The 23,316-nt window shown below is 64.3% G+C and carries 28 protein-coding genes; 25 read left to right on the top strand and 3 right to left on the bottom strand.

Annotated elements, in window-relative coordinates; genetic code table 11:
* Genes EUB48_RS17570 through EUB48_RS17560 form a run of 3 tightly spaced genes read left to right on the top strand, consistent with a single transcriptional unit; the run spans position 1 to position 2,047 of the window.
* A complete protein-coding gene (locus tag EUB48_RS17570) occupies positions 1 to 660 on the top strand; it encodes an HAD family hydrolase (protein WP_142821392.1) in 660 nt (219 codons plus the stop codon).
* Positions 661 to 669: 9 nt separating this feature from the next.
* Complete coding sequence (locus EUB48_RS17565) at positions 670 to 1,035, top strand: Rieske (2Fe-2S) protein (protein ID WP_142820327.1); 366 nt, start codon at positions 670 to 672, stop codon at positions 1,033 to 1,035.
* Position 1,036: 1 nt separating this feature from the next.
* Complete coding sequence (locus tag EUB48_RS17560) at positions 1,037 to 2,047, top strand: S49 family peptidase (protein ID WP_142820326.1); 1,011 nt, start codon at positions 1,037 to 1,039, stop codon at positions 2,045 to 2,047.
* Here the strand turns inward: EUB48_RS17560 and EUB48_RS17555 are convergent, their stop codons facing one another.
* Positions 2,048 to 2,827, bottom strand: coding sequence for an SAM-dependent methyltransferase (locus tag EUB48_RS17555; RefSeq protein WP_142820325.1), 780 nt, complete (start codon positions 2,825 to 2,827; stop codon positions 2,048 to 2,050).
* Positions 2,827 to 3,441, bottom strand: coding sequence for a Maf family nucleotide pyrophosphatase (locus EUB48_RS17550; protein ID WP_142820324.1), 615 nt, complete (start codon positions 3,439 to 3,441; stop codon positions 2,827 to 2,829). Before EUB48_RS17550 ends, EUB48_RS17555 begins: the two co-directional genes overlap by 1 nt.
* A gap of 26 nt (positions 3,442 to 3,467) precedes the next feature.
* Between EUB48_RS17550 and EUB48_RS17545 the strand changes: the two genes are divergently transcribed.
* The 22 genes from EUB48_RS17545 (at position 3,468) to nagZ (ending at position 22,768) form a co-directional block, all read left to right on the top strand.
* Positions 3,468 to 4,016 (top strand): YceD family protein, encoded by a 549-nt coding sequence (locus EUB48_RS17545; protein WP_142820323.1) that lies wholly within the window; start codon positions 3,468 to 3,470, stop codon positions 4,014 to 4,016.
* Positions 4,017 to 4,126: 110 nt separating this feature from the next.
* Positions 4,127 to 4,309, top strand: a complete 183-nt coding sequence (rpmF, locus tag EUB48_RS17540) for a 50S ribosomal protein L32 (RefSeq protein WP_005794249.1) — start codon at positions 4,127 to 4,129, stop codon at positions 4,307 to 4,309.
* A gap of 118 nt (positions 4,310 to 4,427) precedes the next feature.
* A complete protein-coding gene (plsX, locus tag EUB48_RS17535) occupies positions 4,428 to 5,480 on the top strand; it encodes a phosphate acyltransferase PlsX (protein WP_142820322.1) in 1,053 nt (350 codons plus the stop codon).
* Positions 5,481 to 5,486: 6 nt separating this feature from the next.
* On the top strand, positions 5,487 to 6,464 hold the full coding sequence (locus EUB48_RS17530) for a beta-ketoacyl-ACP synthase III (RefSeq protein ID WP_142820321.1): 978 nt from the start codon (positions 5,487 to 5,489) through the stop codon (positions 6,462 to 6,464).
* A 52-nt stretch (positions 6,465 to 6,516) separates the two neighbouring features.
* Positions 6,517 to 7,467: an ACP S-malonyltransferase gene (gene fabD, locus EUB48_RS17525; protein WP_142820320.1), complete on the top strand. Its 951-nt coding sequence runs from the start codon at positions 6,517 to 6,519 to the stop codon at positions 7,465 to 7,467.
* Positions 7,464 to 8,213, top strand: a complete 750-nt coding sequence (gene fabG, locus EUB48_RS17520) for a 3-oxoacyl-ACP reductase FabG (protein WP_142820319.1) — start codon at positions 7,464 to 7,466, stop codon at positions 8,211 to 8,213. Before fabD ends, fabG begins: the two co-directional genes overlap by 4 nt.
* A 104-nt stretch (positions 8,214 to 8,317) precedes the next feature.
* Positions 8,318 to 8,557 (top strand): acyl carrier protein, encoded by a 240-nt coding sequence (acpP, locus tag EUB48_RS17515; RefSeq protein WP_077562580.1) that lies wholly within the window; start codon positions 8,318 to 8,320, stop codon positions 8,555 to 8,557.
* Between the two features lie 20 nt (positions 8,558 to 8,577).
* The gene (fabF, locus tag EUB48_RS17510; protein ID WP_142820318.1) at positions 8,578 to 9,825 is read left to right on the top strand and encodes a beta-ketoacyl-ACP synthase II; all 1,248 of its coding nucleotides are present in this window, start codon (positions 8,578 to 8,580) and stop codon (positions 9,823 to 9,825) included.
* A 35-nt stretch (positions 9,826 to 9,860) separates the two neighbouring features.
* Positions 9,861 to 10,325, top strand: a complete 465-nt coding sequence (locus tag EUB48_RS17505; protein WP_142820317.1) for a hypothetical protein — start codon at positions 9,861 to 9,863, stop codon at positions 10,323 to 10,325.
* A 12-nt stretch (positions 10,326 to 10,337) separates the two neighbouring features.
* Positions 10,338 to 11,000, top strand: a complete 663-nt coding sequence (rpoE, locus tag EUB48_RS17500; RefSeq protein WP_142820316.1) for an RNA polymerase sigma factor RpoE — start codon at positions 10,338 to 10,340, stop codon at positions 10,998 to 11,000.
* Positions 11,001 to 11,042: 42 nt separating this feature from the next.
* Positions 11,043 to 11,684, top strand: coding sequence for a sigma-E factor negative regulatory protein (locus EUB48_RS17495; RefSeq protein WP_142820315.1), 642 nt, complete (start codon positions 11,043 to 11,045; stop codon positions 11,682 to 11,684).
* 87 nt (positions 11,685 to 11,771) lie between these two features.
* Positions 11,772 to 12,770, top strand: coding sequence for a MucB/RseB C-terminal domain-containing protein (locus tag EUB48_RS17490; protein WP_244618256.1), 999 nt, complete (start codon positions 11,772 to 11,774; stop codon positions 12,768 to 12,770).
* Positions 12,771 to 12,809: 39 nt separating this feature from the next.
* The gene (locus tag EUB48_RS17485) at positions 12,810 to 14,291 is read left to right on the top strand and encodes a DegQ family serine endoprotease (RefSeq protein ID WP_142820313.1); all 1,482 of its coding nucleotides are present in this window, start codon (positions 12,810 to 12,812) and stop codon (positions 14,289 to 14,291) included.
* A gap of 597 nt (positions 14,292 to 14,888) precedes the next feature.
* Entirely contained in the window at positions 14,889 to 16,700 is a 1,812-nt protein-coding gene (gene lepA, locus EUB48_RS17480) for a translation elongation factor 4 (protein WP_142820312.1), read from the top strand.
* On the top strand, positions 16,700 to 17,665 hold the full coding sequence (gene lepB / locus EUB48_RS17475; RefSeq protein WP_142820311.1) for a signal peptidase I: 966 nt from the start codon (positions 16,700 to 16,702) through the stop codon (positions 17,663 to 17,665). Before lepA ends, lepB begins: the two co-directional genes overlap by 1 nt.
* 21 nt (positions 17,666 to 17,686) lie before the next feature.
* A complete protein-coding gene (locus EUB48_RS17470) occupies positions 17,687 to 18,043 on the top strand; it encodes a DUF4845 domain-containing protein (RefSeq protein ID WP_077562588.1) in 357 nt (118 codons plus the stop codon).
* Between the two features lie 2 nt (positions 18,044 to 18,045).
* Positions 18,046 to 18,729 carry a ribonuclease III gene (gene rnc, locus EUB48_RS17465; protein ID WP_142820310.1) on the top strand — a complete coding sequence of 228 codons (684 nt, stop codon included), beginning with the start codon at positions 18,046 to 18,048 and terminating at the stop codon, positions 18,727 to 18,729.
* Positions 18,726 to 19,721: a GTPase Era gene (gene era, locus EUB48_RS17460; protein ID WP_142820309.1), complete on the top strand. Its 996-nt coding sequence runs from the start codon at positions 18,726 to 18,728 to the stop codon at positions 19,719 to 19,721. Before rnc ends, era begins: the two co-directional genes overlap by 4 nt.
* 2 nt (positions 19,722 to 19,723) lie before the next feature.
* The gene (gene recO, locus EUB48_RS17455) at positions 19,724 to 20,485 is read left to right on the top strand and encodes a DNA repair protein RecO (RefSeq protein ID WP_142820308.1); all 762 of its coding nucleotides are present in this window, start codon (positions 19,724 to 19,726) and stop codon (positions 20,483 to 20,485) included.
* The gene (locus tag EUB48_RS17450; protein WP_142820307.1) at positions 20,482 to 21,228 is read left to right on the top strand and encodes a pyridoxine 5'-phosphate synthase; all 747 of its coding nucleotides are present in this window, start codon (positions 20,482 to 20,484) and stop codon (positions 21,226 to 21,228) included. The genes recO and EUB48_RS17450 overlap by 4 nt, the downstream gene beginning before the upstream one ends.
* Positions 21,229 to 21,235: 7 nt before the next feature.
* Positions 21,236 to 21,628, top strand: coding sequence for a holo-ACP synthase (gene acpS, locus EUB48_RS17445; protein ID WP_142820306.1), 393 nt, complete (start codon positions 21,236 to 21,238; stop codon positions 21,626 to 21,628).
* Between the two features lie 81 nt (positions 21,629 to 21,709).
* Positions 21,710 to 22,768: a beta-N-acetylhexosaminidase gene (nagZ, locus tag EUB48_RS17440; RefSeq protein WP_142820305.1), complete on the top strand. Its 1,059-nt coding sequence runs from the start codon at positions 21,710 to 21,712 to the stop codon at positions 22,766 to 22,768.
* On the opposite strand, the gene EUB48_RS17435 is transcribed toward nagZ, so the two are convergent.
* On the bottom strand, positions 22,757 to 23,299 hold the full coding sequence (locus EUB48_RS17435) for a YgjP-like metallopeptidase domain-containing protein (RefSeq protein WP_142820304.1): 543 nt from the start codon (positions 23,297 to 23,299) through the stop codon (positions 22,757 to 22,759). The genes nagZ and EUB48_RS17435 overlap by 12 nt on opposite strands.
* Positions 23,300 to 23,316: the final 17 nt, after the last annotated feature.

Below are 23,316 nucleotides of genomic sequence, written 5' to 3'. Positions count from 1 at the left end.
ATGCGCGCGCGCCAGTTTGACCTGATCGCCTTCGACTGGGACGGCACGCTGTTCGACTCCACGGCCATCATCACGCGCTGCATCCAGCTGGCCGTGCGCGATGTCGGCGGCACGGTGCCCAGCGACAAGGAGGCCGCCTACGTGATCGGCATGGGGCTGATGCAGGCGCTGGCGCACGCCGCGCCCGATGTGCCGGCCTATAAATATCCCGAACTCGGCGCGCGCTACCGTTTTCACTATATGGCGCGCCAGAGCGATATCGTCCTGTTCGACGGCGTGCTGCCGCTGCTGGCCGACCTGAGATCGCGCCATCATTTGCTGGCGGTTGCCACCGGCAAGAGCCGGCGCGGGCTCGACGAGGCGCTGCGAAGCTCACAGCTCGCGGGCTGCTTCGACGGCTCGCGCACCGCCGATGAGACGGCCGGCAAGCCCGATCCGCGCATGCTGCACGAATTGATGGCCGAATTTGGCGTGCCGCCCGAACGCACGCTGATGATCGGCGACACCACGCACGACCTGCAAATGGCTTTGAGCGCCGGCTGTGCCAGCGTGGGCGTGAGCTACGGCGCGCACGAGCCCGGGGACTTCGAGGCGCTGGGCCCGCGCGTGGTCGCGCATTCGGTGCGCGCGTTGCACGACTGGTTGCTGCAAAACGCCTGAGCGCGACGCATGACCCCCCTGATTGCACTGTGCAGCGCCTCGGACCTGAAGGAGGGCGGCGAGGCGGTTCCGTTTGACGTGGTCTTTGGCGGCCAGACCTGCCGCGCCTTCGCCATCCGCTTCGAGGGCCGGGCGCACGCCTACCTGAATCGCTGCGCCCATGTGGCGATGGAACTGGACTACCAGCCCAACCGGTTTTTTGACGATACGGGTCAGTGGCTGATCTGCGCCACGCATGGTGCGGTGTACCGTCCCGACACCGGAGCGTGCAGCGGCGGGCCGTGCCGGGGTGGCCTGGTCAAAATACAAATTTCCGAGCAGGACGGTGTAGTGCACTGGCATACTGCACACAATCTTTTACCTGTCGAGTTTTGACATGACTGACTCAAATAGCCCGCAAGGCCCCGAAGACTTTACACAGGCTGCTACGAAATCGGTAGCGAACAGCAGCGCGACGAACGCCCCCGGCTGGGAGCGCGCCGCGCTGGAAAAACTGGCCTTTGCCGCGCTCAACGAGCAAAAGTCCTCGCGCCGCTGGAAAACCTTCACCCGGCTGGCGTGGCTGGCGTTTTTTGTCTTCATCGCGTGGGCCCTCATGCACCGGGGCAGCGCCGGCACCGACAAGAGCACGGCGCATACCGCCGTGGTCGATATCAAGGGCGAAATTTCCTCGGGCGGCGAGACCAGCGCCGACGCCGTGGTGGAGGCGCTACGCAGCGCGTTTGACGACGACGGCTCCAAGGCCGTGGTGCTGTTGTGCAACTCGCCGGGCGGCAGCCCGGTGCAGGCCGGCATCATGAACGACGAAATCTACCGCCTGAAAGCCAAATACAAGAAGCCCGTGTATGCGGTGGTGGAGGAGTCCTGCGCCTCGGCGGCCTACTACACCGTGGTGGCGGCCGACAAGATCTTTGTCGACAAGGCCAGCATCGTGGGCAGCATTGGCGTGCTGATGGACGGTTTTGGCTTTACCGGGCTGATGGACAAGCTGGGCATCGAGCGCCGGCTCCTGACCGCCGGCGAAAACAAAGGCTTTCTGGACCCGTTCAGCCCGCAGACCGACAGGCAGCGCGCCTACGCCCAAGTCATGCTCGACCAGATCCACCAGCAGTTCATCGACGTGGTGAAGAAGGGGCGCGGCGAGCGCCTGCACGAAACGCCCGAAACCTTCAGCGGCCTGTTCTGGACCGGCCAGCAAGCCATTGACCTGGGGCTGGCCGATCAGCTAGGCAGCCTCGACTACGTGGCGCGCGAGGTCGTCAAGGCCGAAGACATCGTCGACTACACGCAGCGCGCCAACGTGGCCGAGCGGCTGGCCAAGAAGTTTGGTGCTGCGGTCGGCGAAGGCGCGGTGCGGGCCCTGGAGGCGATTCCGGCGCTGCACTGATCAGCGCCCGATGGCAAACACGGCCGGCGTCTGGTTGTCGGGACCGCCGCCGTGCTGGCGCCATTGCTTCACCGACTGGCTGCGCGTGGCGGCGCTGGCCAGTGTGAGTCCGCTGCTGACGGCCAGCCGGGTGTTGTGCTGCAGCGCTTGCAGCAGTGCCTGCAGCAGCACGGCATTGCGGTAAGGGGTTTCGATGAAGAGCTGGGTCTGGCCCGTTTTCAACGCCAGCGACTCCAGTTCGCGGATTCGGCTGGTGCGCTGCGCCGGGTCTTGCGGCAGGTAACCAACAAAAGCAAAGTTCTGCCCGTTCAGGCCGCTGGCGGCCAGCGCCAGCAGCAGCGACACGGGGCCCACCAGCGGCACCACGGCCAGCCCCAGATCGTGCGCCGCCCGCACCACCGAGGAGCCCGGATCGGCCACGGCCGGCATGCCGGCCTCGCTGACCAGGCCCATGTCATGCCCCTGCAGGGCCGGCGCCAGCAGGGGCCGTGCGTCGAAGTTGCCGGCGTGATCGCCCTTCTTGTGCACCTCGCGCGGCAGCTCCTGAATTTGTAGCGCCTGCAGCTGATGTGATAAGGGCTGCAGCTCGTTTACGCGTTTAAGGTAGGCGCGCAGGGTTTTCGCGTTCTCGCACACCCAGTGCTCCAGCTGCGCCGCGACCTGCAGCGTGGCCAGCGGCATCACGTCGGCAAGCGGGGTTTGCCGGTCGCAGCCAAAGTCCAGCGGCGCCGGCACGAGGTAGAGCTTGCCGAGGCCGGGCATGCTGCCGGGCTGCGCCATCACAGCACCTTCACACCGGCGGCGCGAATCATGCGGCAGGTGCGGATCAGCGGCAGGCCGACCAGCGCGGTCGGGTCGTCGCTTTCGATGGCGTCGAGCAGCGCGATGCCGAGCCCCTCGCTCTTGGCGCTGCCGGCGCAGTCGTAGGGCTGTTCGGCCTGCAGGTACGCCTCGATTTCGGCGTTGCTCAAGTCACGAAACTTCACCTTGACCGGGGCCAGTTCCGTCTGCGCAAAGCCGGTCTGCGCGCAGACCACGGCCACCGCCGTCTGGAAAATCACCGTCTGGCCGCGCATGCGGCGCAGTTGCTGGGTGGCGCGCTCGTGCGTGCCGGGCTTGCCCAGCGGCTCGCCGGCCAGATCCGCCACCTGGTCCGAACCGATCACCACGGCGCCCGGAAATTGGTACGCGATGGCCTGCGCCTTGGCCAGCGCGAGGCGGCACGCCAGGTCGGCGGGCGCCTCGCCCGGCCGCGGCGTTTCATCGACTTGGGGTGCGGCCACTTCAAACGGGATGTGAAGACGTTGCAGCAGTTCGCGCCGGTAGCGCGAGGTCGAACCGAGCACCAGTGCGCGCGACGTCGCAGGGGGCGATTGAGCAAAAACTTGAGCCATACGGGGATTCTCTTACACTGACAGCCATGAAAACCGGGTTTGTTGCCAGCCGTCTCGACGTCAAGGCCTTCGCGCAAGCGGCAGGGCAGTTGGCGGCGCAAGACACGCTACAGAAATATGAGCGCCTTCTGCAGGAGACGCAAGGACTGGGAGCCGATTTTCCTCTCAACTGGGCGGCCACGGGCGAGTTGCGTGCAGTGCCGGGCGAGGCGGACCAGGTCTGGCTGCACCTGAAGGTTGACGCGACCCTGCCGCTGACCTGCCAGCGCTGCCTCGGACCGGTCGATGTGAGCGTGGCGGTGGATCGCGCTTTCCGCTTTGTGGCCGACGAAGAAACCGCGGCCGCGCAGGACGACGATTTCGAGGAAGATTTGCTGGTGCTCAGTCACGACCTCGATCTGCGCGTGCTGATCGAGGACGAGGTGCTGATGGAGCTGCCTCATCTGCCGCGCCATGAGGTGTGCCCGGTAGACGTGAAGTTAGCGGTTGCTGACGAGGCTTTCGAGGCGGAAACAAAGGCCAAGCCCAATCCGTTTGCCGTGCTGGCCAGGCTCAAAGGGGATAAAGCCAGTTAAATCAAGGAGTTGGGCTATAATCGCAGGCTCGGCGCGGACCAGGGACGTTATCCTGTTTGCGCATGGATACGAATCCCTTCAGTCAACCGCATTAATTCCAGGAGCCAACCATGGCCGTCCAGCAGAACAAAAAGTCACCCTCCAAGCGCGGCATGCACCGTTCGCACAACGCCCTGAACGTGCCGGGCATCGCGGTGGAGCCCACCACCGGCGAGACGCATCTGCGCCACCACATCAGCCCGAACGGCTTTTACCGTGGCCGCCAGGTGCTCAAGAACAAGTCTGAAGCCTGATTGCGTTTCAGTGCCAGGGCCCGGCGCTACAGTTTGAGTAGCAACGGGCCTTTGTTTTGATGCCTGCCGTTTCCGGTTATTGCGCGCAGAGTCACCTTGCTGGCGGGGTGAGCCGCCCATGATCACCCTTGCGGTCGACTGCATGGGGGGCGATCACGGCCCCGGCGTCACGCTGCCGGCGTGCCGGCATTTCCTCGAACAGCACCCCGACGCCGAACTCCTGCTGGTGGGCTTGCCCGCGAGCCTGGCCGCGTTCACGCACGAGCGCGCCCGCATGGTGGCGGCCACCGAGGTGGTCAGCATGGACGATTCGATCGAAGTGGCGCTGCGCCGCAAAAAAGACTCCTCCATGCGCGTGGCGATTGCCCAGGTGAAGAGCGGCGCGGCGCAGGCCGCGGTGTCGGCCGGCAATACCGGGGCGCTGATGGCGATCGCGCGTTACCTGCTCAAGACGCTGGACGGCATCGATCGTCCGGCCATTGCCGGGCAAATCCCGAATGCGAAGGGTGCGGCCACTACAGTGCTGGATCTGGGCGCCAATGTGGACTGCACGGCGGAGCACCTGCTGCAGTTTGCCGTGATGGGCTCGGCACTGGTGTCCGTGCTGAGCGACAACGAAAGTCCGACGGTCGGCCTGCTCAATATTGGCGAAGAAGCGATCAAAGGCAACGATATCATCAAGCAGGCCGGTGAATTGCTGCGAACGGCGGCCGGGCTGGGTGATTTGAATTTTTATGGCAATGTCGAGGGCAACGACATTTTCAAGGGCACCACCGACATCGTGGTGTGCGACGGTTTTGTCGGCAACGTGGCGCTGAAAACCAGCGAAGGCCTGGCGACGATGATGGGCAACTTCATCAAGCTGGAGTTCTCACGCAATTTCCTGACGAAAATCGCGGCGGGTGCGGCTTATCCCGTTTTAAAAGCAATTAAAAGCCGCATGGATCACCGGCGCTACAACGGCGCGGCGCTGCTGGGCCTGCGCGGCCTGGTGTTCAAGAGCCACGGCTCTGCCGATGCCTTTGCCTTCGGGCAGGCGCTGAGCCGCGCGTATGATGCCGCTAAACACAATTTGCTCGACCGTGTCCAGGCCCGAATTGCTCATGCGGCGCCCCTCTTGGTGTCTGCCCAACCGATCGCAGAGCCTGTCATGGCGGCACCGATACTCTAAAGCGCAATGAAACGATATTCCCGCATCACGGGCACCGGCAGCTATCTGCCTCCCCACCGGCTCAGCAATGCCGACCTGGTGGCCGAACTGGCCACCAGGGGCGTTGAAACCTCGGACCAATGGATTGTCGAGCGCACCGGCATCCGGGCCCGGTATTTTTCCGCGCCCGGCGTGACCTGCAGCGACCTGGCGCTGGTAGCCGCCCAAAATGCCCTGCAGGCCGCCGGCGTTGACGCCAAAGACATCGACCTGATCATCGTGGCCACCTCCACGCCCGACATGGTGTTTCCGTCCAGCGCCTGCATTCTCCAGCACAAGCTGGGCATCGCGGGCTGCCCCGCGTTCGACGTGCAGGCCGTGTGCAGCGGCTTTGTCTATGCGCTGGCCGTGGCCGATGCGATGATCCAGAACGGCACCGCCAGCCGCGCGCTGGTGATCGGCGCCGAAGTGTTCTCGCGCATCCTCGACTTCAACGACCGCACCACCTGCGTGCTGTTTGGCGACGGCGCCGGCGCCGTGGTGCTGGAGGCCTCCGACACGCCCGGGATTCTGGCCACCGACCTGCATGCCGACGGCAAATACGCCAGCATTTTGTGCGTGCCCGGCAGCGTCTCGGGCGGCGAGGTGCTGGGCCACCCGCTGCTCAAGATGGACGGCCAGGCGGTGTTCAAGCTGGCGGTCGGGGTCCTCGACCAGTCGGCCCGCGCCGTCCTGGCCAAGGCCGGCAAGACCGAAGCCGATATCGACTGGCTGATCCCGCACCAGGCCAACATCCGCATCATGCAAAGCACGGCCCGCCGGCTGAAGATGTCGATGGACAAGGTCATCGTCACGGTCGACGAGCACGGCAACACTTCGGCCGCCTCGATTCCGCTGGCGCTCGATTCGGCGGTGCGCGCCAGCAAGGTCAAAAAAGGCGAGACGATCCTGCTTGAAGGCGTTGGCGGCGGCTTCACCTGGGGTTCGGTGCTATTAGAACTGTAGCCACAAGTGCAGATTGCATATGGGCTAACGACTGTTCTTGTTTAATAAATTCATGAAATCTTTTGCATTTGTCTTTCCCGGTCAGGGTTCCCAGTCGGTGGGTATGCTGGGTGCGTGGGGCGACCATCCGGTGGTCGCGCAGACGCTCCAGGAAGCGTCCGACGCGCTGCATGAAGACGTGGCCCGGCTGATCCAGGAAGGCCCGAAAGAAGCCCTCGCCCTGACCACCAACACCCAGCCCGTGATGCTGGTCGCCGGCGTCGCCGCCTACCGCGCCTGGATGGCCGAGACCGGCGCGGCGCCAGCCGTGGTCGCGGGCCATTCGCTGGGCGAGTATTCGGCGCTGGTCGCAGCCGGGGTGTTGAGCCTGGCCCAGGCGGCGCCGCTGGTGCGCCTGCGCGCGCAGGCCATGCAGGACGCCGTGCCGGTGGGCGTTGGCGCGATGGCGGCGATCCTGGGTCTCGATGCTTCGAAAGTGATAGCGGGGTGCGCAGAAGTGACGCGGGCTTTCGGCCCAAACTCTGCCGAAGTTGTGGAAGCGGTGAATTTCAATGATCCGGCACAGACTGTGATCGCCGGCAGCAAGGCGGCGGTGGACAAGGCCTGTGAAGTCTTGAAGGCGGGCGGTGCCAAGCGCGCGCTGCCGCTGCCGGTGTCGGCCCCGTTCCATTCCAGCCTGATGAAGCCGGCCGCCGAAAAGCTCAAGGCCGCATTGGCCACGACGGTGCTGGCCGCGCCGCAAATCCCGGTGATCAACAACATCGATGTGGCGGTGGAGGTCGATGCCGACCGCATCCGCGACGCACTGGTGCGCCAGGCCTTCGGCCCGGTGCGCTGGGTCGAGTGTGTGGCCGCCATCAAGGCGCGCGGCGTGACGACGCTAGTCGAGTGCGGACCCGGCAAGGTGCTGGCCGGGCTGGTGCGGCGCATCGACGCCGAGCTCACGGGCCTGGCCCTGTTCGACCCGGCCACGCTGGCCGAAGCCCGGGGGATTCTTCAATGAGCGCTGTTCCATTCGAAGACCAGGTGGCCTTGGTCACGGGTGCCTCGCGCGGCATTGGCGCCGCGATTGCGCTGGAGCTGGCGCAGCGGGGCTTGAAGGTCATCGGCACCGCCACCACCGATGCCGGTGCCGCCAGGATTGGCCAGGCGCTGGCGGCGTTTCCCGGCTGCGCCGGCAAAACCCTCAATGTGAATGACGCGCTAGCGGCCGAGGCGCTGATCGACGCGATCGTGAAGGAACACGGCGGCCTGCAGGTGCTGGTGAACAACGCCGGCATCACGCGCGACATGCTCGCCATGCGCATGAAGGACGAAGACTGGGACGCGGTGCTCGACACCAACCTGAAGGCGGTGTTTCGCATGAGCCGCGCCGTGATGCGCACCATGATGAAGCAGCGCTATGGCCGCATCATCAGCATCACCAGCGTGGTGGGCGCCTCGGGCAACCCGGGCCAGGCCAACTATGCGGCCGCCAAGGCCGGTGTCGCCGGCATGACGCGCGCGCTGGCACGTGAGCTCGGCAGCCGCAGCATCACCGTGAACTGCGTGGCGCCCGGCTTTATCGAGACCGACATGACGGCCGGCCTGCCACCCGAGCAGCACCAGGCGCTAGTGGGCCAGATTCCGCTGGGTCACCTGGGCCAGCCGTCGGACATCGCGCACGCCGTGGCCTATCTCGCGTCGCCGCAAGCCGCCTATGTGACGGGGCAGGAACTGCACGTCAACGGCGGCATGTACATGAGCTGAAATAGCAGCGAAAACCAGCCGTTCATCCGTTCGGCAGCCGGACCAGGGGATTGCCTGTGGCCCGGCTAGAATCACGGATTATTTACAACCCTAAGAGGGAACCCATGAGCGATATCGAAGCACGTGTCAAAAAAATCATCGCCGAGCAACTCGGTGTGGAAGAATCTCAAGTCGTCAGCGAGAAGGCCTTTGTGGCCGACCTCGGCGCCGACTCCCTGGACACGGTGGAACTGGTGATGGCACTGGAAGACGAGTTCGGCATTGAAATTCCGGACGAAGACGCCGAGAAGATCACCACCGTTCAAAACGCGATTGATTACGCCACCAGCCACCAGAAGGCTTAACTTCCTCAGGATTCAAGCGCATGAGCCGTCGCCGCGTCGTCGTGACCGGCCTGGGTTGCATCAGCCCCGTGGGCAACACGGTGGCCGAGGCCTGGGCCAACCTGCTCGCCGGACAGTCCGGCATCGACCTCATCACGAAGTTCGATGCCTCGAACTTCGCCTGCAAGATCGCGGGCGAGGTCAAGAGATTTGATCTGGAGGCTTATCTCAGCGTCAAGGATGCGCGCGGGATGGACGCTTTCATCCATTTCGGGATTGCGGCTGCGGCCCAGGCCGTGGCCGATGCGGGCCTGCCGACCGGAGGCGCCCTGAGCGAAGAGCTGGCGACGCGCATCGGCTGCGTGATCGGCTCGGGCATCGGCGGCCTGCCGATGATCGAGGCCACCCACACCGAACTGACCAACCGCGGCCCGCGCCGCATCACCCCGTTCTTTGTGCCGGCGTCCATTGTGAATATGGTGGCGGGCCATGTGTCGATACGCTTTGGCTTCAAGGGGCCCAACATCGCCATCGCCACGGCCTGCACCACGGGCCTGCACTGCATTGGCGAGGCCGGCCGCATGATCGAATACGGCGATGCAGACATCATCGTGGCGGGCGGCTCGGAAGCCACCATCTCGCCGCTCGGCGTAGGCGGGTTTGCCGCCATGCGGGCGCTGTCCACCCGTAACGACGACCCCAAGACGGCATCGCGCCCCTGGGACAAGGACCGCGACGGCTTTGTGCTGGGCGAGGGCGCGGGCATGCTGGTGCTTGAAGAATACGAACATGCCAAGGCGCGCGGCGCCAAAATCTACGCCGAACTGGCGGGCTTTGGCATGAGCGCCGACGCCGGCCACATGACGGCGCCCAACATGGACGGCCCGCGCCGCGCCATGCTGTCCGCACTGCGCAACGCGGGTGTCAACGCCGACCAGGTGGACTACCTGAATGCGCACGGCACCTCCACGCCGCTGGGCGACATCAACGAGTGCAACGCCATCAAGGCCGCGCTCGGAGACCATGCGAAGAAAATGGTGGTCAACTCCACCAAGTCCATGACCGGCCATCTGCTGGGCGGCGCCGGCGGCATCGAGAGCGTGTTCACCGTGCTCGCCCTGCACCATCAAATAAGCCCGCCGACCACGAATATCTTCAACCAGGATCCCGAATGCGATCTGGACTTCTGCGCCAACACGGCGCGGGACATGAAGATCGACGTGGCCGTGAAGAACAATTTCGGCTTTGGCGGCACGAACGGGACGCTCGTCTTCAAACGCGCTCCCTGACGTTCAAGCTTCTCTGAATTTTCCAGAATCACCTGATGCACAGTGCCCCATCGGTCTCCTATCCGGTGGGGCGTTCGCGCGTCTGGGCCCTGGCCCTGGGCCTGGCCTGGCTGGGGGGCGCGCTCCTCACGGGCGCATGGTGTGCCCAGGCGGACAGCGTGGGTTGGCGCCAGTGGCTGGCCGTGGCCTGCGTGCTGGCCGGCGCCGGTGTCGCGCTGGCTGGCTGGCTGGCATCGCCTCTTGGCGAATTGCAATGGGATGGCGTGGGCTGGTGCTGGCTGGCGCGAGGGGCGGGCGGCGAACAGGTCGCGGGACTGTTGACGGTGCATCTGGACTTGCAGCGGTGCCTGCTGATACATCTGCGCGGCGCTGGCTGTGGGCGGCGCTGGCTGTGGCTGGAGCAGCGTCGTGAGCCGGCGCGCTGGGACGATCTGCGCCGTGCGGTATATTCGCGCGCCAGAGCCGCGGCCGACGAGGCGCGAGCGCCGTTGCCCGGCTGAGACCGTGAACCGATGAGCGCCAAGATTCCACCCTCCACCTCTGCGCCGATCCTGCCTGCCGCAGCGCCGGCGCCCGCCGACAGCGATCTGCTGCTGGTCGAACGCACCGTGGCCGGCGACCAGCGGGCATTCGAGCTGCTGGTGATCAAGTACCAGCGCCGCATCGAGCGCCTGATCGGGCGCATGGTGCGCGACGTCGACCTGGTGGAGGACATTGCGCAGGAAACCTTCATCCGGGCCTACCGCGCGCTGCACCAGTTCCGGGGCGAGGCGCAGTTCTACACCTGGCTGTACCGCATCGCGGTGAACACCGCCAAGAAGTCCCTGCTCGACATGAAGCGCAACCCGGTGATCTCCGAGAACGCCTTCAGGGTGCCCGACGAGGACGATGAAACTTCCCAGGCCGGGCACGAACTAACTAGCCAAGAGACACCGGAAACCGTACTGGCCGCCAAAGAGATTGCGGCCGTTGTGAACGCCGCCATGCAGGCGTTGCCCGAGGATTTGCGCCAGGCCGTGACGCTGCGCGAGATCGAAGGGCTAAGTTACGAAGAGATTGCTGACGCGATGAATTGCCCGATAGGCACCGTGCGCTCGCGTATTTTCCGGGCCCGCGAGGCAATATCGGCCAAGGTCCGGCCCCTGCTGGAAAACCAGACGGGCAAGCGGTGGTGATTCCTTTCATGGTGGATGGTGACAGGCTGGCAGGTGACAAACATGAATGACATGGTGAATGAACACGAAGCGATTTCCGCCCTCGCAGATGGGCAGCTGCGTGGCGAAGAATTCGCCCGCGCGGTGGAATCCGTCAGCGCCAACGCGCAGGCGCTGGCCACCTGGCACGCCTACCACGTGGTGGGCGATGTGCTGCGCTCCGGCGAGCTGGCCGCCTGCCGCCAGGACGTCGCCTTCATCGCGCGGCTGAAGACCCGCCTGCAGCAGGAGCAGATCCAGGTGCCGTCCAGGAACGGTATGGGAGCTATGGCAGCCAGTGCATATTTCGCGGGAACTGGCGACCAAAGCGGTGATAAAAGGCGGGCGGCCAACGAGTCCAGCTTGCGCTGGAAGCTGGTCGCTGGCTTTGCTTCGCTGGCCGCCGTGGCGGCCATCAGCTGGAACGGGCTCGCCGGATCGGGCCAGCCGGCCCGCCGGCCCCAACTGGCTCAGGCGGTGGTGCCCGTGCAGCCGCAGGCAGCGCAGCCCGCCGTGGCCGTTGCCGACAGCGACTCACCCGTCATGATCCGCGACCCGCGCCTGGATGCCTTTCTGGCGGCCCATGAGCAGTTCGGCGGGACCTCGGCGCTGCAGATGCCGGCCGGATTTCTGCGCAATGCCACTTTCGAGGGGCAGGCCCGTTAGGGGCGTGGGTGCCTGTGTGAGAAAGCTCTCGTCATGATTTTCAAGCCTTTTTGGCGTTACGCCCTTGTGCTGTCTGCGCTGGGCGCTATGAATCTAGTAGCTGCGCAGACGCCTGCGGCCGTCGCGCCCGCGGCCCAGCCTGACAGCCCATTGGCCGATCGCAGCGTGGGCGATTGGCTGATGCGCATGCACGAGGCTTCGCGCAAGCGCGCCTACACCGGCACGTTCGTGGTGTCTTCTTCGTCGGGCAACCTGTCCAGCGCACGCATCTGGCACGTGTGCGAAGGCGATCAGCAGATGGAGCGCGTCGAGGCGTTGACCGGCGTGCCGCGCTCCACCTTCCGGCACAACGACCAGGTCGTCACGTTTTTCCCGCAGGCGCGGGTCGTCAAAACCGAGCGGCGCGAGTCGCTCGGGCTGTTTCCCAACCTGCTCAAGTCCAGCAACTCGGCGATTGACGAGTTTTACACCGCGCAGCAGGCCGGCAGTGGCCGCGTGGCCGGTTTCGACGCCAGCGTGGTGCAACTCAAGCCCAAAGACAAGCTGCGCTTTGGCTATCGCATCTGGAGCGAAAAGAAGTCCGGCCTGGTGGTCAAGCTGCAAACGCTCGACACCGATGGCCGGGTGCTCGAACAGGCCGCCTTTTCCGATCTGCAAATTGATGCACCGGTCAAGATGAGCGCCCTGGCCCAGATGATGGGCGATACCGCGGGCTACAAGGTCGTCGCCACAGAACTGGTCAAGACCACCGCGGCGGCCGAGGGCTGGGCCCTGAAAAGCCCGGTGGCCGGATTCAAGCCGATGAACTGCTACAAGCGTCCGATGGCCGCAGAAGGCGGCGCCCACGACGCCTCCGACAATACCCTGCAGTGGGTGTTTTCGGATGGGCTGGCGTCGGTTTCCCTCTTTGTCGAAGCCTATGACCCCAAACGTCATACGCAGGAAGTTCATCTGACCATGGGCGCCACCCAGATGCTGACGCGGCATTTGAGCGACCGGTCGGGTGACTGGTGGATCACGGTGGTGGGCGAAGTGCCGCTGCCCACGCTCAGGGTGTTCGCGCAGAATCTTGAGCGTACAAAATAGACCCCGACTCGATGGACTTATTTCAATGAAAGGCCGGTAATGCTTCATATCGACTGGAAAAAAATGCGTGTCAGGGCGGGCTCGTTCGCGGCTGCCGGGGCGCTCGCGCTGGCGGCCGGCACGGCTGCCCTGGTGCCGACCGGGCCCGTGGCGGCGCAAACGCGCACGCTGCCCGACTTCACCGATCTGGTGGAGCAGGTGGGGCCGTCGGTAGTGAACATCCGCACGCTGGAGAAAGCGCCGGCCGACGCCGACGCGGGCAGCAATCCAGACGCCGACATGCAGGAATTCTTCCGGCGCTTTTTTGGCGTGCCGCTGCCCGGCGCGCCGCGCCAGTCACCGCCGCGCCCGAACCGCTCGCAACCGGAAGAAGAGCAGCCGCGCGGCGTTGCCTCCGGCTTCATCCTCACCACGGACGGCTACATCATGACCAATGCGCACGTGGTCGATGGCGCCGACGAAGTCATGGTGACGCTGACCGACAAGCGCGAGTTCAAGGCCAAGATTATTGGCGCCGACAAGCGCAGCGATATCGCCGTGGTGAAGATTGACGCCACCGGCCTGCCGGCCGTGAAAATCGGCGACGTGGGCAAGCTCAAGGTCGGCGAGTGGGTGATGGCGATCGGCTCGCCGTTCGGCCTGGAAAACACCGTGACTGCCGGCATCGTGAGCGCCAAGCAGCGCGACACCGGCGACTACCTGCCGTTCATCCAGACCGACGTGGCCATCAACCCGGGCAACTCGGGCGGCCCCCTGATCAATATGCGCGGCGAAGTGGTGGGCATCAACAGCCAGATCTACTCGCGCTCGGGCGGCTTCATGGGGATTTCGTTTGCGATCCCCGTGGACGAGGCCATTCGCGTGAGCGACCAGCTGCGTGCCACCGGGCGCGTGTCGCGCGGGCGCATCGGCGTGCAGATCGACGAGGTCACCAAGGACGTGGCCGAGTCGATCGGGCTGGGCAAGCCGGTGGGGGCGCTGGTGCGCGGCGTCGAGAGCGGCTCGCCGGCCGACAAGGCGGGCGTGCAGCCGGGCGACGTCATCACGCGCTTCGACGGCAAGGCGATCGACAAGGCGACCGACCTGCCGCGCCTGGTGGGCAACACCAAGCCCGGCACGCGCAGCCTACTCACGGTGTTCCGCCGCGGCGCCTCCAAGGATCTGGCTATCACCATCGCGGAGATCGAACCCGACAAGACCGTCAAGACCACCGCCCGCAATGAAAAACCGAAGGCCGCCAGCGCCGCGCAGTCGCTGGGCCTGTCGGTCAGTGACCTGTCGGCGGAGCAGAAAAAAGAGCTCAAGCTCAAGGGCGGCGTGAAGGTCGACGCAGTGACCGACGCAGCACAGCGCGCGGGCCTGCGTGAAGGCGATGTGATTATGGCCGTTGCCAACACGCCGGTCAGCAACGTCAGGGAATTCGACGCGGCCGTCACCAAGGCCGACAAGAGCAAGCCGGTGAATGTGCTGTTCCGCCGTGGGGACTGGGCGCAATACGCCCTGATCCGGCAGGCGCGTTGATCGGGCCGGGGCCATCTCCAAACGCAGCGAAAGGCCGCCCCGAGCAGGTTGGCCCCCTTGAGGGGCAATGCAATGCAGCCACGCAGTGGCAAATGTGGGGGCTCGTAAAGCCCCAGCCCGGACTCGGGTTTGGGGTTTTTTGGGGGTGGTGGACTTAAAACGACTGCCTGCAAAAAATATTTTTTTGAAGCTGCGGGGTCGATTATTGTTTGTAATCACTAACTTCTAAAAGGGTTAATTACAAATTTGGATAGAATCTGCAGCCTAAAGCAGTGATTAGCGACATATTGAAAATGCCTAAACCCACGATGCGGGATGAAGTCAGGCTGTGCACCGTCGGTCCACAGATCACCCACAAGTTGTCCAGAGTCTTACCCACGGTAATTGTTGATAAGCTGTGAATAAAATTCTTGTTGTTAGGTTGCAACGACCCGATTTGGCGGGTGTCGGGCCTGTACGCGCCGGACTTTTTGCCTACAATGAAGCTCCAACTAATCGCAGTTGCCATAGATTGTTGGTTCAGGGCGCGTCACAACTCGACGCGCCCTTTTTTATTTCCGTACCCCATTCAATTCAATCACTTGAAGCTCTTCGTTGATGAATCACATCAGAAATTTTTCGATCATTGCGCACATTGATCACGGCAAGTCGACACTCGCAGACCGCTTGATTCAGCGCTGCGGTGGTCTTGCCGATCGCGAGATGCAGGCGCAGGTGCTCGACTCGATGGACATCGAAAAAGAGCGTGGGATAACCATCAAGGCGCAGACCGCTGCGCTGCATTACAAGGCACTCGATGGACAGATCTACAACCTCAATTTGATCGACACACCGGGCCACGTCGACTTCTCTTATGAAGTGAGCCGCTCGCTCTCCGCCTGCGAAGGTGCGTTGCTCGTGGTCGATGCATCGCAAGGTGTCGAGGCGCAGACGGTGGCCAACTGCTACACCGCGCTCGATCTCGGCGTCGAAGTGGTGCCGGTGCTCAACAAGATGGATTTGCCGAACGCCGATCCCGACAACGCCCGAGCAGAGATTGAGGACGTGATCGGCATCGACGCGACCGACGCGATTCCGTGTTCGGCCAAGACCGGCATGGGCATCGACGAAATCCTCGAGGCCGTGGTGGCCAGAATTCCGCCGCCCAGGGGCAATCCGGCGGGCCCGCTGCGCGCCATGATCATCGACAGCTGGTTCGACAGCTACGTCGGCGTGGTGATGCTGGTGCGTGTGGTCGATGGCCGGCTGGCTAGAGGCGAGCGTATCAAGATGATGGCTACCGGTGCCATGTACAACGCCGACAGCCTGGGCGTCTTCACGCCCGCCAACGAGACGCGCGCGGCACTGGAGGCGGGCGAGGTGGGCTACATCATCGCCGGCATTCGCGAATTGCAGGCCGCCAAGGTGGGTGACACCATCACATTGATCCGGCCCGGCACCGGCGGCGCGGCCTTCACCGCGACCGAGGCGCTGCCCGGCTTCAAGGAAATCCAGCCGCAGGTGTTTGCCGGGCTGTATCCGACCGAGGCGAACCAGTACGAAGGATTGCGCGACAGCCTGGAAAAGCTCAAGCTGAACGACTCCTCGCTGTACTACGAGCCCGAAGTCTCGCAGGCGCTGGGCTTCGGTTTTCGCTGCGGTTTTCTGGGCCTGCTGCACATGGAGATCGTGCAGGAGCGGCTCGAGCGCGAGTTCGATCAGGATCTGATCACCACGGCGCCGAGCGTGGTGTACCAGGTCGTCAAGGCCGATGGCGAAATCGTGATGGTGGAGAACCCCGCGAAGATGCCGGACCAGGGGCGCATGGAAGAAATCCGCGAGCCGATTGTCACGGTGCACCTGTACATGCCGCAGGAATACGTGGGCGCGGTCATGACGCTGGCCAACCAGAAGCGCGGCGTGCAGATGAACATGGCGTACCACGGGCGCCAGGTGATGCTGACCTACGAACTGCCGCTGGGCGAGATCGTGCTCGACTTCTTCGACAAGCTCAAGTCAGTGAGCCGGGGCTACGCCTCGATGGACTACGAGTTCAAGGAGTACCGCGCGGCGGACGTGGTCAAGGTCGATATCTTGCTCAACGGCGAGAAGGTCGACGCGCTGTCCATCATCGTGCACCGTTCCCAGTCGCAGTACCGCGGCCGCGCCGTGGTGGCCAAGATGCGCGAGATCATCTCGCGCCAGATGTACGACGTCGCCATCCAGGCGGCCATCGGGAGCAACATCATTGCGCGTGAGACAATCAAGGCGCTGCGCAAGAACGTGCTCGCCAAGTGTTATGGCGGCGATATTTCGCGCAAACGCAAACTCCTTGAAAAACAAAAAGCAGGCAAGAAGCGCATGAAGCAGATTGGATCGGTCGAAGTCCCCCAGGAAGCCTTTCTGGCCATTTTGCAGGTGGAGGACTGATGCAAATCCTGACCTCCCTGATTCTGGCGGCCTTTGCCGCCTATGCCGGTGCCTGGTACTTCGGCGCGTTCGAGGGCAACTTCGCCTTGCTGCTGTTCATGGCGACCGTGGTCACCGGCCTGTACTGGCTGGCCGAGCGGTTTTACTTTTTGCCCCAGCGCAAAAAAGCCGCTGTCGCACTCGAGGTGCAGGCGACCCAGCGCCGCAGCGAACTCGCCAAAATGGGCATCGACAAGGTCGATGGCGACATCGCCCAGGCCAGGAGCCGGATCATCATGCAGCCCTGGTGGCTGGACTGGACCGCGGGTTTGTTCCCGGTGATCGCCGCCGTGTTCCTGCTGCGCTCGTTTCTGTTCGAGCCGTTCAAGATCCCGTCGGGCTCGATGATTCCCACGCTGCGGGTGGGCGACCTGATCCTGGTCAACAAATTTATCTACGGCATCCGCCTGCCGGTGCTCAACACCAAAATTACCGAAGGCAGTCCGCCCCAGCGCGGCGACGTGATGGTGTTTCGCTACCCGCCGCAGCCGAGCCTGGACTACATCAAGCGCGTGGTGGGCCTGCCGGGCGACGAGGTGGCCTATCTCAACAAGCGGCTCACCATCAACGGCAAGCCAGTGGTCACCACGGCCTTGCCCGAATTTTTTGACGATGATGCGATGCGCTATTACAAGCAGTACCAGGAAGTGCTGGGCACGCATACGCACCGGCTGCTCAACGATGACGACCGGCCGGCCTTTGTGCCTGGCGTGGAAGATTTCCCCAACCGCCAGAATTGCCGCTACAGTATCGAGGGCGTCGTTTGCAAGGTGCCGCCAGGCCAGTATTTCATGATGGGTGACAACCGCGATAATTCACTCGATTCGCGCTACTGGGGGTTCGTGCCCGATAACAACATTGTCGGCAAGGCGTTCTTCGTCTGGATGAACTTCGGCGACCTCAAGCGCATTGGCTCGTTCAATTAATAGTGGTTTAAAAGGCAGGGTATGCAACGTCAATTCAAATCGAGGCAGCGCGGTCTTTCCTTCATCGGGTTGATTTTCTTCGGTGGCATCCTGGCCTGTATCGGCGTGATGCTGGCACAGGTCGCGCCCACCGTCATCGAATACCAGTCGATCTCCAAAGCCGTCGACAAGGCGGCCCGCGAGGGCAATTCGGTCGTCGAAGTGCGCACGATTTTTGACAAGGCCGCCGACATTGACTACATCACCGCCATCACTGGAAAAGACCTGGACGTTACCAAGGACGGCGACAAGGTGGTCGTCAACTTTGCCTACAACAAGGAAATCCACATGGTCGGCCCCGCGTACCTGCTGCTGAAATACAGCGGGCGCTCCAAGTAAGCGTGACGGGCGGCCTCGCCAGCCTGCAAGCACGCTTGCAGCACAGCTTTTCCGATTCCCGCTTGCTTGAGCGTGCCGTCACGCACCGCAGCTTTTCTTCCGACCATAACGAGCGTCTCGAATTTCTGGGCGACTCCGTTCTGAGCCTGGCGGTTTCCAGCCTGCTGTACGACAGGCTGCGTGACCTGCCCGAGGGCGATCTGTCGCGCATCCGCGCCAACCTGGTCAAGCAGGACACGTTGCACCGGCTGGCGCTGGAACTGGGCCTGTCCAGTGTGATCCGTCTCGGGGAGGGTGAGGCCCGCTCCGGCGGCCAAAAGCGCCCCTCGATCCTGGCCGATGTGCTCGAGGCCCTGATCGGGGCCGTCTACCTGGATGCGGGCTACGGCACGGCCGAGGCACTGGTACACCGCCTGTTCCAGGCGGTCGAGATCAACCCCACGATGCAGGCCATCGGCAAGGACCCCAAGACCGAGTTGCAGGAATGGCTGCAGGGGCGCAAGATGAAGCTGCCAAGCTACCGCGTGGTGGGCACCCTGGGCGCGGCCCATAAGCAGACGTTTGACGTGGAATGCGAAATCACCGAACTGGGCGCCACCGAGCGTGGCATTGGCGGCTCGAGGCGCGCCGGTGAACAGGCCGCGGCGGCGGCGATGCTGACCCACCTGAAAGCGAAGATCAAATGAACAATGCTACGAAAACTGTAGCTTCCAGTGAAGAACCCACGGGGGCTACAGGCTCAATTGAGTCTAAAAACCTGGGTGTAGCCAGTGCCGGCGCAGCGGGTCAGCACTGCGGCCTGATCGCCATCGTGGGCAAGCCCAATGTGGGCAAGTCCACGCTGCTCAACGCGCTGGTGGGCCAGAAGATCAGCATCACCTCGAACAAGGCGCAAACCACGCGCCACCGCATCACGGGCATCCGCACGCGCGGCGCCACGCAGTTCGTGTTCGCCGATACGCCGGGTTTCCAGACGCGGCACAACACGGCGCTGAACAAGTCGCTCAACAAGACCGTGCTGGGCGCGGTCAGCGATGTGGACCTGATCCTGTTCGTGGTCGAGGCCGGCAGCTTCACGCTGGCCGATGCCAAGGTGCTGTCGCTGCTCAAACAAGACATCCCGACCCTGTTGATCGCCAACAAGCTCGACAACATCCACCGCCGCGCCGAAATCGCGCCCTGGCTCAAGAGCATGCAGGAGCGCCACCCGTTCACCGAGTTCGTGCCGATGTCGGCCAAGAGCCCCAAGGATGTCGAGCGGCTGTTCGGCATCTGCGAGAAATACCTGCCCGAGCAGCCCTGGATGTACGCCGAGGACGAACTCACCGACCGCAGCGAGAAGTTCCTGGCCTCCGAGACCGTGCGCGAAAAGCTGTTCCGCTTCACCGGCGACGAGCTGCCCTACACCTCCACGGTCATCATCGACAAGTTCGAGGAGGAAATGGGCAAGAACCACAGCCGGCTGGTCAAGATCGCGGCCACCATCGTGGTCGAGCGCGAAGGCCACAAGGCCATGGTGATTGGCGAGAAGGGCGAGCGCCTCAAGCGCATCGGCACCGAGGCGCGCCAGGAGCTGGAAAAACTGATGGAAGCCAAGGTGTTTCTCGAGCTCTGGGTCAAGGTGCGCTCGGGCTGGGCCGATGACGAGGCGCGCGTGCGCTCTTTTGGCTATGAGTAGGTGTGGCGGCTAAACGCATCTCCGACGAGCCGGCCTATGTGCTGCACCGCTACGACTGGAGCGAGTCGAGCCTGATTCTCGAAGTGTTCACGCGCCAGCAGGGCCGGGTCGCGCTGGTGGCCAAGGGGGCCAAACGGCCCAGCTCCAGCTTTCGCCCGGTGCTGCTGCCGCTGCAGCCGCTGCGCGTCACGTATTCGCTCGGGGCGGGCGGCGACGCCGAAATTCACACCCTCAAGGGCGCGGAATGGGTCGGCGGCCATGTGATGCCCACCGGCGACGCGCTCCTGTCGGGCTACTACCTCAACGAGCTGCTGCTGCGCCTGCTGGCCCGCGACGATCCGCACCAGCGGCTGTTCGACAGCTATTGCTCCGTGGTGCAGGTGCTGGCGTCCGAGCATGGCGAGGCCCTGCAACCCGCGCTGCGCGCCTTCGAGCTGCTGCTGCTGCGCGAGATCGGCCTGCTGCCGCTGCTCGATGCGCAAACCATGACGCTCGGCGCGCTGCAGGCCGACACCCGCTACGTGCTGGTGCCGGAGGGCGGCCTGCGCCAGAGCCATGCACAGGACCGGGCCAGCCTGAGCGGCGCGCAGTGGGCCGCGCTGCAGCATTCGCTGGACAACGAGGCGCCGTTTACCGCCACGCTGCGTGCCTGCGCCGAGGTGATGGCCGAGCTCAAGCCCCAATTGCGCACGCTGCTGCACTACCATTGCGGTGTCGCCACCCTCAAAACGCGGCAGATGATGCTGGATATCCAATCGCTATGAACAAAACGGCGCTGTCGGTCAATGTCAATCTCGTGGCGCAGGTGCGCAACCGGCGCAACCTGGGTTTTCCCAGCGTCACGCGCGCGGCCCTGCTGTGCCTGCAGGCCGGAGCGCAGGGCATCACGGTGCATCCGCGGCCCGATGAGCGGCATATCCGGCCGCATGACGTGCAGGAGCTGGCCGAGCTGCTGAAAGCCTGGCCGGATCGCGAATTCAACATCGAAGGCAACCCGTTTCAGAACCTGATGGGCTTCGTGCGCGCGCAGCGGCCGCAGCAGTGCACCTTTGTGCCGGACTCCGAGGACCAGCCGACCAGCGACCACGGCTGGGATTTGACGCGCGACGGCGAGCGGCTGCGCCCGCTGATCGCCGAGGCCCATGCGCTGGGCGCGCGCGTCAGCCTGTTCATGGACGCCGAGCCACAAGCCATGGCGGCCGCGAAGGCCGTGGGCGCCGATCGTGTGGAGCTGTACACCGAGCCCTATGCCGCGGCGTGGGGCACGCCCGGGCAAGCCGCGCAGCTGCAGCGGTTCACACGCACCGCGCAGGCCGCGATTGACGCGGGCCTGGAAATCAACGCCGGCCACGACCTGAACCGCGACAACCTCGCCGCCTTTTTGAAGCAGGTGCCCGGCGTGCGCGAAGTCTCGATCGGCCATGCGCTGATGGCCGACGCGCTGGAGCTGGGCTATGCCGCCACGGTAAAGGAGTACCTGCGCTGTATCGACCAGGCCTTCGCATGAGGCGCGCGTGATTTACGGCATCGGCACCGACATCTGCGACGTGCGCCGCATCCGCGCCAGCGTGGAACGCCACGGCGAACGCTTTGCGCAAAAAATCCTCAGCGACGTCGAGTTCGCCACCTGGACGGCGCGCAGCGCACGCTGGCCCGAGCGCGGCATCCGCTACCTGGCGACCCGCTTTTCGGCCAAGGAGGCCTTCAGCAAGGCGATTGGTCTGGGCATGCGCCTGCCGATGAGCTGGCGGCTGTGCGAGGTGGGCAAACTTGCCAGCGGCAAGCCCTGCATCGTGCTGCACGGCGGCCTGAAAACCTGGTTTGAATCGCAGGGCCTGAGCGCGCACGTCAGCGTGACCGACGAGACCGATTACGCGGCGAGCTTTTGCGTGGTTGAAAAAATATAGAAAAAGTGCCTGTGACCTATATGGGTGCTTCGCATATAGCTATTAAAATAGTAGCAATCCATTTTTGACCAAATACCTTCCATGTCCCAGCACGCCCCCCTCATCATCGACATCGCCGGCCTGACGCTGAGCAAAGCCGACCGCCGCCGCCTCAAGCATTCCTTGACCGGCGGCATCATCCTGTTCGCGCGCAACTGGCAAGACCGCGCGCAGCTCACGGCCTTGTGCCGCGATATCAAGAAGATCCGCCAGGACCTGCTGATCTGCGTGGACCACGAGGGCGGGCGCGTGCAGCGCTTCAGGACCGATGGCTTCACCCATCTGCCGCCGATGCGCGCGCTGGGCGAGCTGTGGCTGACGCAGCCGCTGCAGGCCACCAACGCAGCCACCGCCTGCGGCTACGTGCTCGGCGCCGAGTTGCGCGCCTGCGGCGTGGACTTCAGCTTTACCCCGGTGCTGGATCTGGATTTTGGCGCCAGCAGCGTCATTGGCGACCGCGCCTTTGGGCGCGATCCGCGCGTGGTGGCGCTGCTGGCCAAGAGCCTGATGCACGGCCTCTTGCAAAGCGGCATGGCCAATTGCGGCAAACACTTCCCGGGCCATGGTTTCGTGCGGGCCGACTCGCACACCGACGTGCCCGTGGACCGGCGCAGCCTCAAGGCCATCCTGGCCGACGATGCGGCGCCGTACCAGTGGCTCAGTACCACGCTGTCCAGCGTCATGCCGGCCCACGTGATCTACCCCAAGGTCGATGCCCGGCCGGCCGGTTTCTCGTCCAAGTGGCTGGGCGACATTCTGCGCGGCCGCCTGGGTTTTGGCGGCGCGATTTTCAGCGACGACCTCAGCATGGCCGGGGCGCGCCTGCTCGATGGCCGGCCCGTGAGCTACACCGAGGCGGCCGTGGCGGCACTCGCCGCGGGCTGCGACTTGGTGTTGCTGTGCAACCAGAGTGTGGGCGACGGCAAAGAGGTGGACGCCCTGCTGGACGGCCTGGTCGTCGCGCAGCTGCGCGGGCAGTGGCATCCGATGGAGGCCAGCGAAGAGCGCCGGCGCGCGTTGCTGCCGCTCGCACCACCGCTGGCCTGGGACGCGCTGATGGTGCAGCCAGCCTACATGCACGCGCTGGATTTACTGCCCTGACGCCTCGGCGCCGGCCGCCCCGGGCCACGCCAGCGGACCCACCAGATCGAGGTGCGTCAGGTACAGGCGCAGGTCGAACTCCAGCTGGTGGTAGTCGGGTTCCATGTGGGTGCAGAGCTGGTAGAAGGCCTTGTCGTGCTGCTTTTCCTTGATGTGCGCCAGCTCGTGCACCGCGATCATCTTCAGGAACCCGGCCGGCGCGTCCCTGAACAGGGTGGCGACACGGATTTCGCGCTTGGACTTGAGCTTGCCGCCCTGCACCCGTGACACGGTGCTGTGCGTGCCCAGGGCGTTCTGGATGACGTGCAGCTTGCTGTCGAAGGCGACCTTGCTCAGGGGATCGGAGCTGCGCAGGAAGTCGTTCTTGAGCGCCATCACGTAGTCGTACAGCGCCCTGTCGGTGCGCACGCCGTGCGCGGGCGTGCGGTATTTTTTGAGCAGCAGTTCGCCCAGGCGGCTTTGCTGGACGAGCCGGTGCACCTGCGCTTTGACGTCGTCCGGGTAGCCCGACAGGTATTTCAGGTTTTGCATGGGGTGGAAGGGCCTAT

It is taken from the genome of Rhodoferax sediminis, assembly GCF_006970865.1.
Lineage (GTDB): Bacteria > Pseudomonadota > Gammaproteobacteria > Burkholderiales > Burkholderiaceae_C > Rhodoferax_A > Rhodoferax_A sediminis.
Note: the sequence above shows the minus strand (reverse complement) of the source record. Positions and strands in the feature narration are given on the sequence as shown.

Excerpts from the sequence above, each read along its gene's own strand:
- EUB48_RS17450 (WP_142820307.1), top strand. The coding sequence starts at position 20,482 with ATGAACAAAACGGCGCTGTCGGTCAATGTCAATCTCGTGGCGCAGGTG.
- EUB48_RS17530 (WP_142820321.1), top strand. The coding sequence starts at position 5,487 with ATGAAACGATATTCCCGCATCACGGGCACCGGCAGCTATCTGCCTCCC.
- acpP (WP_077562580.1), top strand. The coding sequence starts at position 8,318 with ATGAGCGATATCGAAGCACGTGTCAAAAAAATCATCGCCGAGCAACTC.
- EUB48_RS17490 (WP_244618256.1), top strand. The coding sequence starts at position 11,772 with ATGAATCTAGTAGCTGCGCAGACGCCTGCGGCCGTCGCGCCCGCGGCC.
- EUB48_RS17555 (WP_142820325.1), bottom strand. The coding sequence starts at position 2,827 with ATGGCGCAGCCCGGCAGCATGCCCGGCCTCGGCAAGCTCTACCTCGTG.
- nagZ (WP_142820305.1), top strand. The coding sequence starts at position 21,710 with ATGTCCCAGCACGCCCCCCTCATCATCGACATCGCCGGCCTGACGCTG.
- rpoE (WP_142820316.1), top strand. The coding sequence starts at position 10,338 with ATGAGCGCCAAGATTCCACCCTCCACCTCTGCGCCGATCCTGCCTGCC.
- EUB48_RS17485 (WP_142820313.1), top strand. The coding sequence starts at position 12,810 with ATGCTTCATATCGACTGGAAAAAAATGCGTGTCAGGGCGGGCTCGTTC.
- EUB48_RS17435 (WP_142820304.1), bottom strand. The coding sequence starts at position 23,299 with ATGCAAAACCTGAAATACCTGTCGGGCTACCCGGACGACGTCAAAGCG.
- lepA (WP_142820312.1), top strand. The coding sequence starts at position 14,889 with ATGAATCACATCAGAAATTTTTCGATCATTGCGCACATTGATCACGGC.
- lepB (WP_142820311.1), top strand. The coding sequence starts at position 16,700 with ATGCAAATCCTGACCTCCCTGATTCTGGCGGCCTTTGCCGCCTATGCC.
- rpmF (WP_005794249.1), top strand. The coding sequence starts at position 4,127 with ATGGCCGTCCAGCAGAACAAAAAGTCACCCTCCAAGCGCGGCATGCAC.
- EUB48_RS17570 (WP_142821392.1), top strand. The coding sequence starts at position 1 with ATGCGCGCGCGCCAGTTTGACCTGATCGCCTTCGACTGGGACGGCACG.
- era (WP_142820309.1), top strand. The coding sequence starts at position 18,726 with ATGAACAATGCTACGAAAACTGTAGCTTCCAGTGAAGAACCCACGGGG.
- fabF (WP_142820318.1), top strand. The coding sequence starts at position 8,578 with ATGAGCCGTCGCCGCGTCGTCGTGACCGGCCTGGGTTGCATCAGCCCC.
- EUB48_RS17550 (WP_142820324.1), bottom strand. The coding sequence starts at position 3,441 with ATGGCTCAAGTTTTTGCTCAATCGCCCCCTGCGACGTCGCGCGCACTG.
- fabD (WP_142820320.1), top strand. The coding sequence starts at position 6,517 with ATGAAATCTTTTGCATTTGTCTTTCCCGGTCAGGGTTCCCAGTCGGTG.
- plsX (WP_142820322.1), top strand. The coding sequence starts at position 4,428 with ATGATCACCCTTGCGGTCGACTGCATGGGGGGCGATCACGGCCCCGGC.
- EUB48_RS17505 (WP_142820317.1), top strand. The coding sequence starts at position 9,861 with ATGCACAGTGCCCCATCGGTCTCCTATCCGGTGGGGCGTTCGCGCGTC.
- EUB48_RS17545 (WP_142820323.1), top strand. The coding sequence starts at position 3,468 with ATGAAAACCGGGTTTGTTGCCAGCCGTCTCGACGTCAAGGCCTTCGCG.
- fabG (WP_142820319.1), top strand. The coding sequence starts at position 7,464 with ATGAGCGCTGTTCCATTCGAAGACCAGGTGGCCTTGGTCACGGGTGCC.
- EUB48_RS17495 (WP_142820315.1), top strand. The coding sequence starts at position 11,043 with ATGAATGACATGGTGAATGAACACGAAGCGATTTCCGCCCTCGCAGAT.
- EUB48_RS17565 (WP_142820327.1), top strand. The coding sequence starts at position 670 with ATGACCCCCCTGATTGCACTGTGCAGCGCCTCGGACCTGAAGGAGGGC.
- EUB48_RS17470 (WP_077562588.1), top strand. The coding sequence starts at position 17,687 with ATGCAACGTCAATTCAAATCGAGGCAGCGCGGTCTTTCCTTCATCGGG.
- EUB48_RS17560 (WP_142820326.1), top strand. The coding sequence starts at position 1,037 with ATGACTGACTCAAATAGCCCGCAAGGCCCCGAAGACTTTACACAGGCT.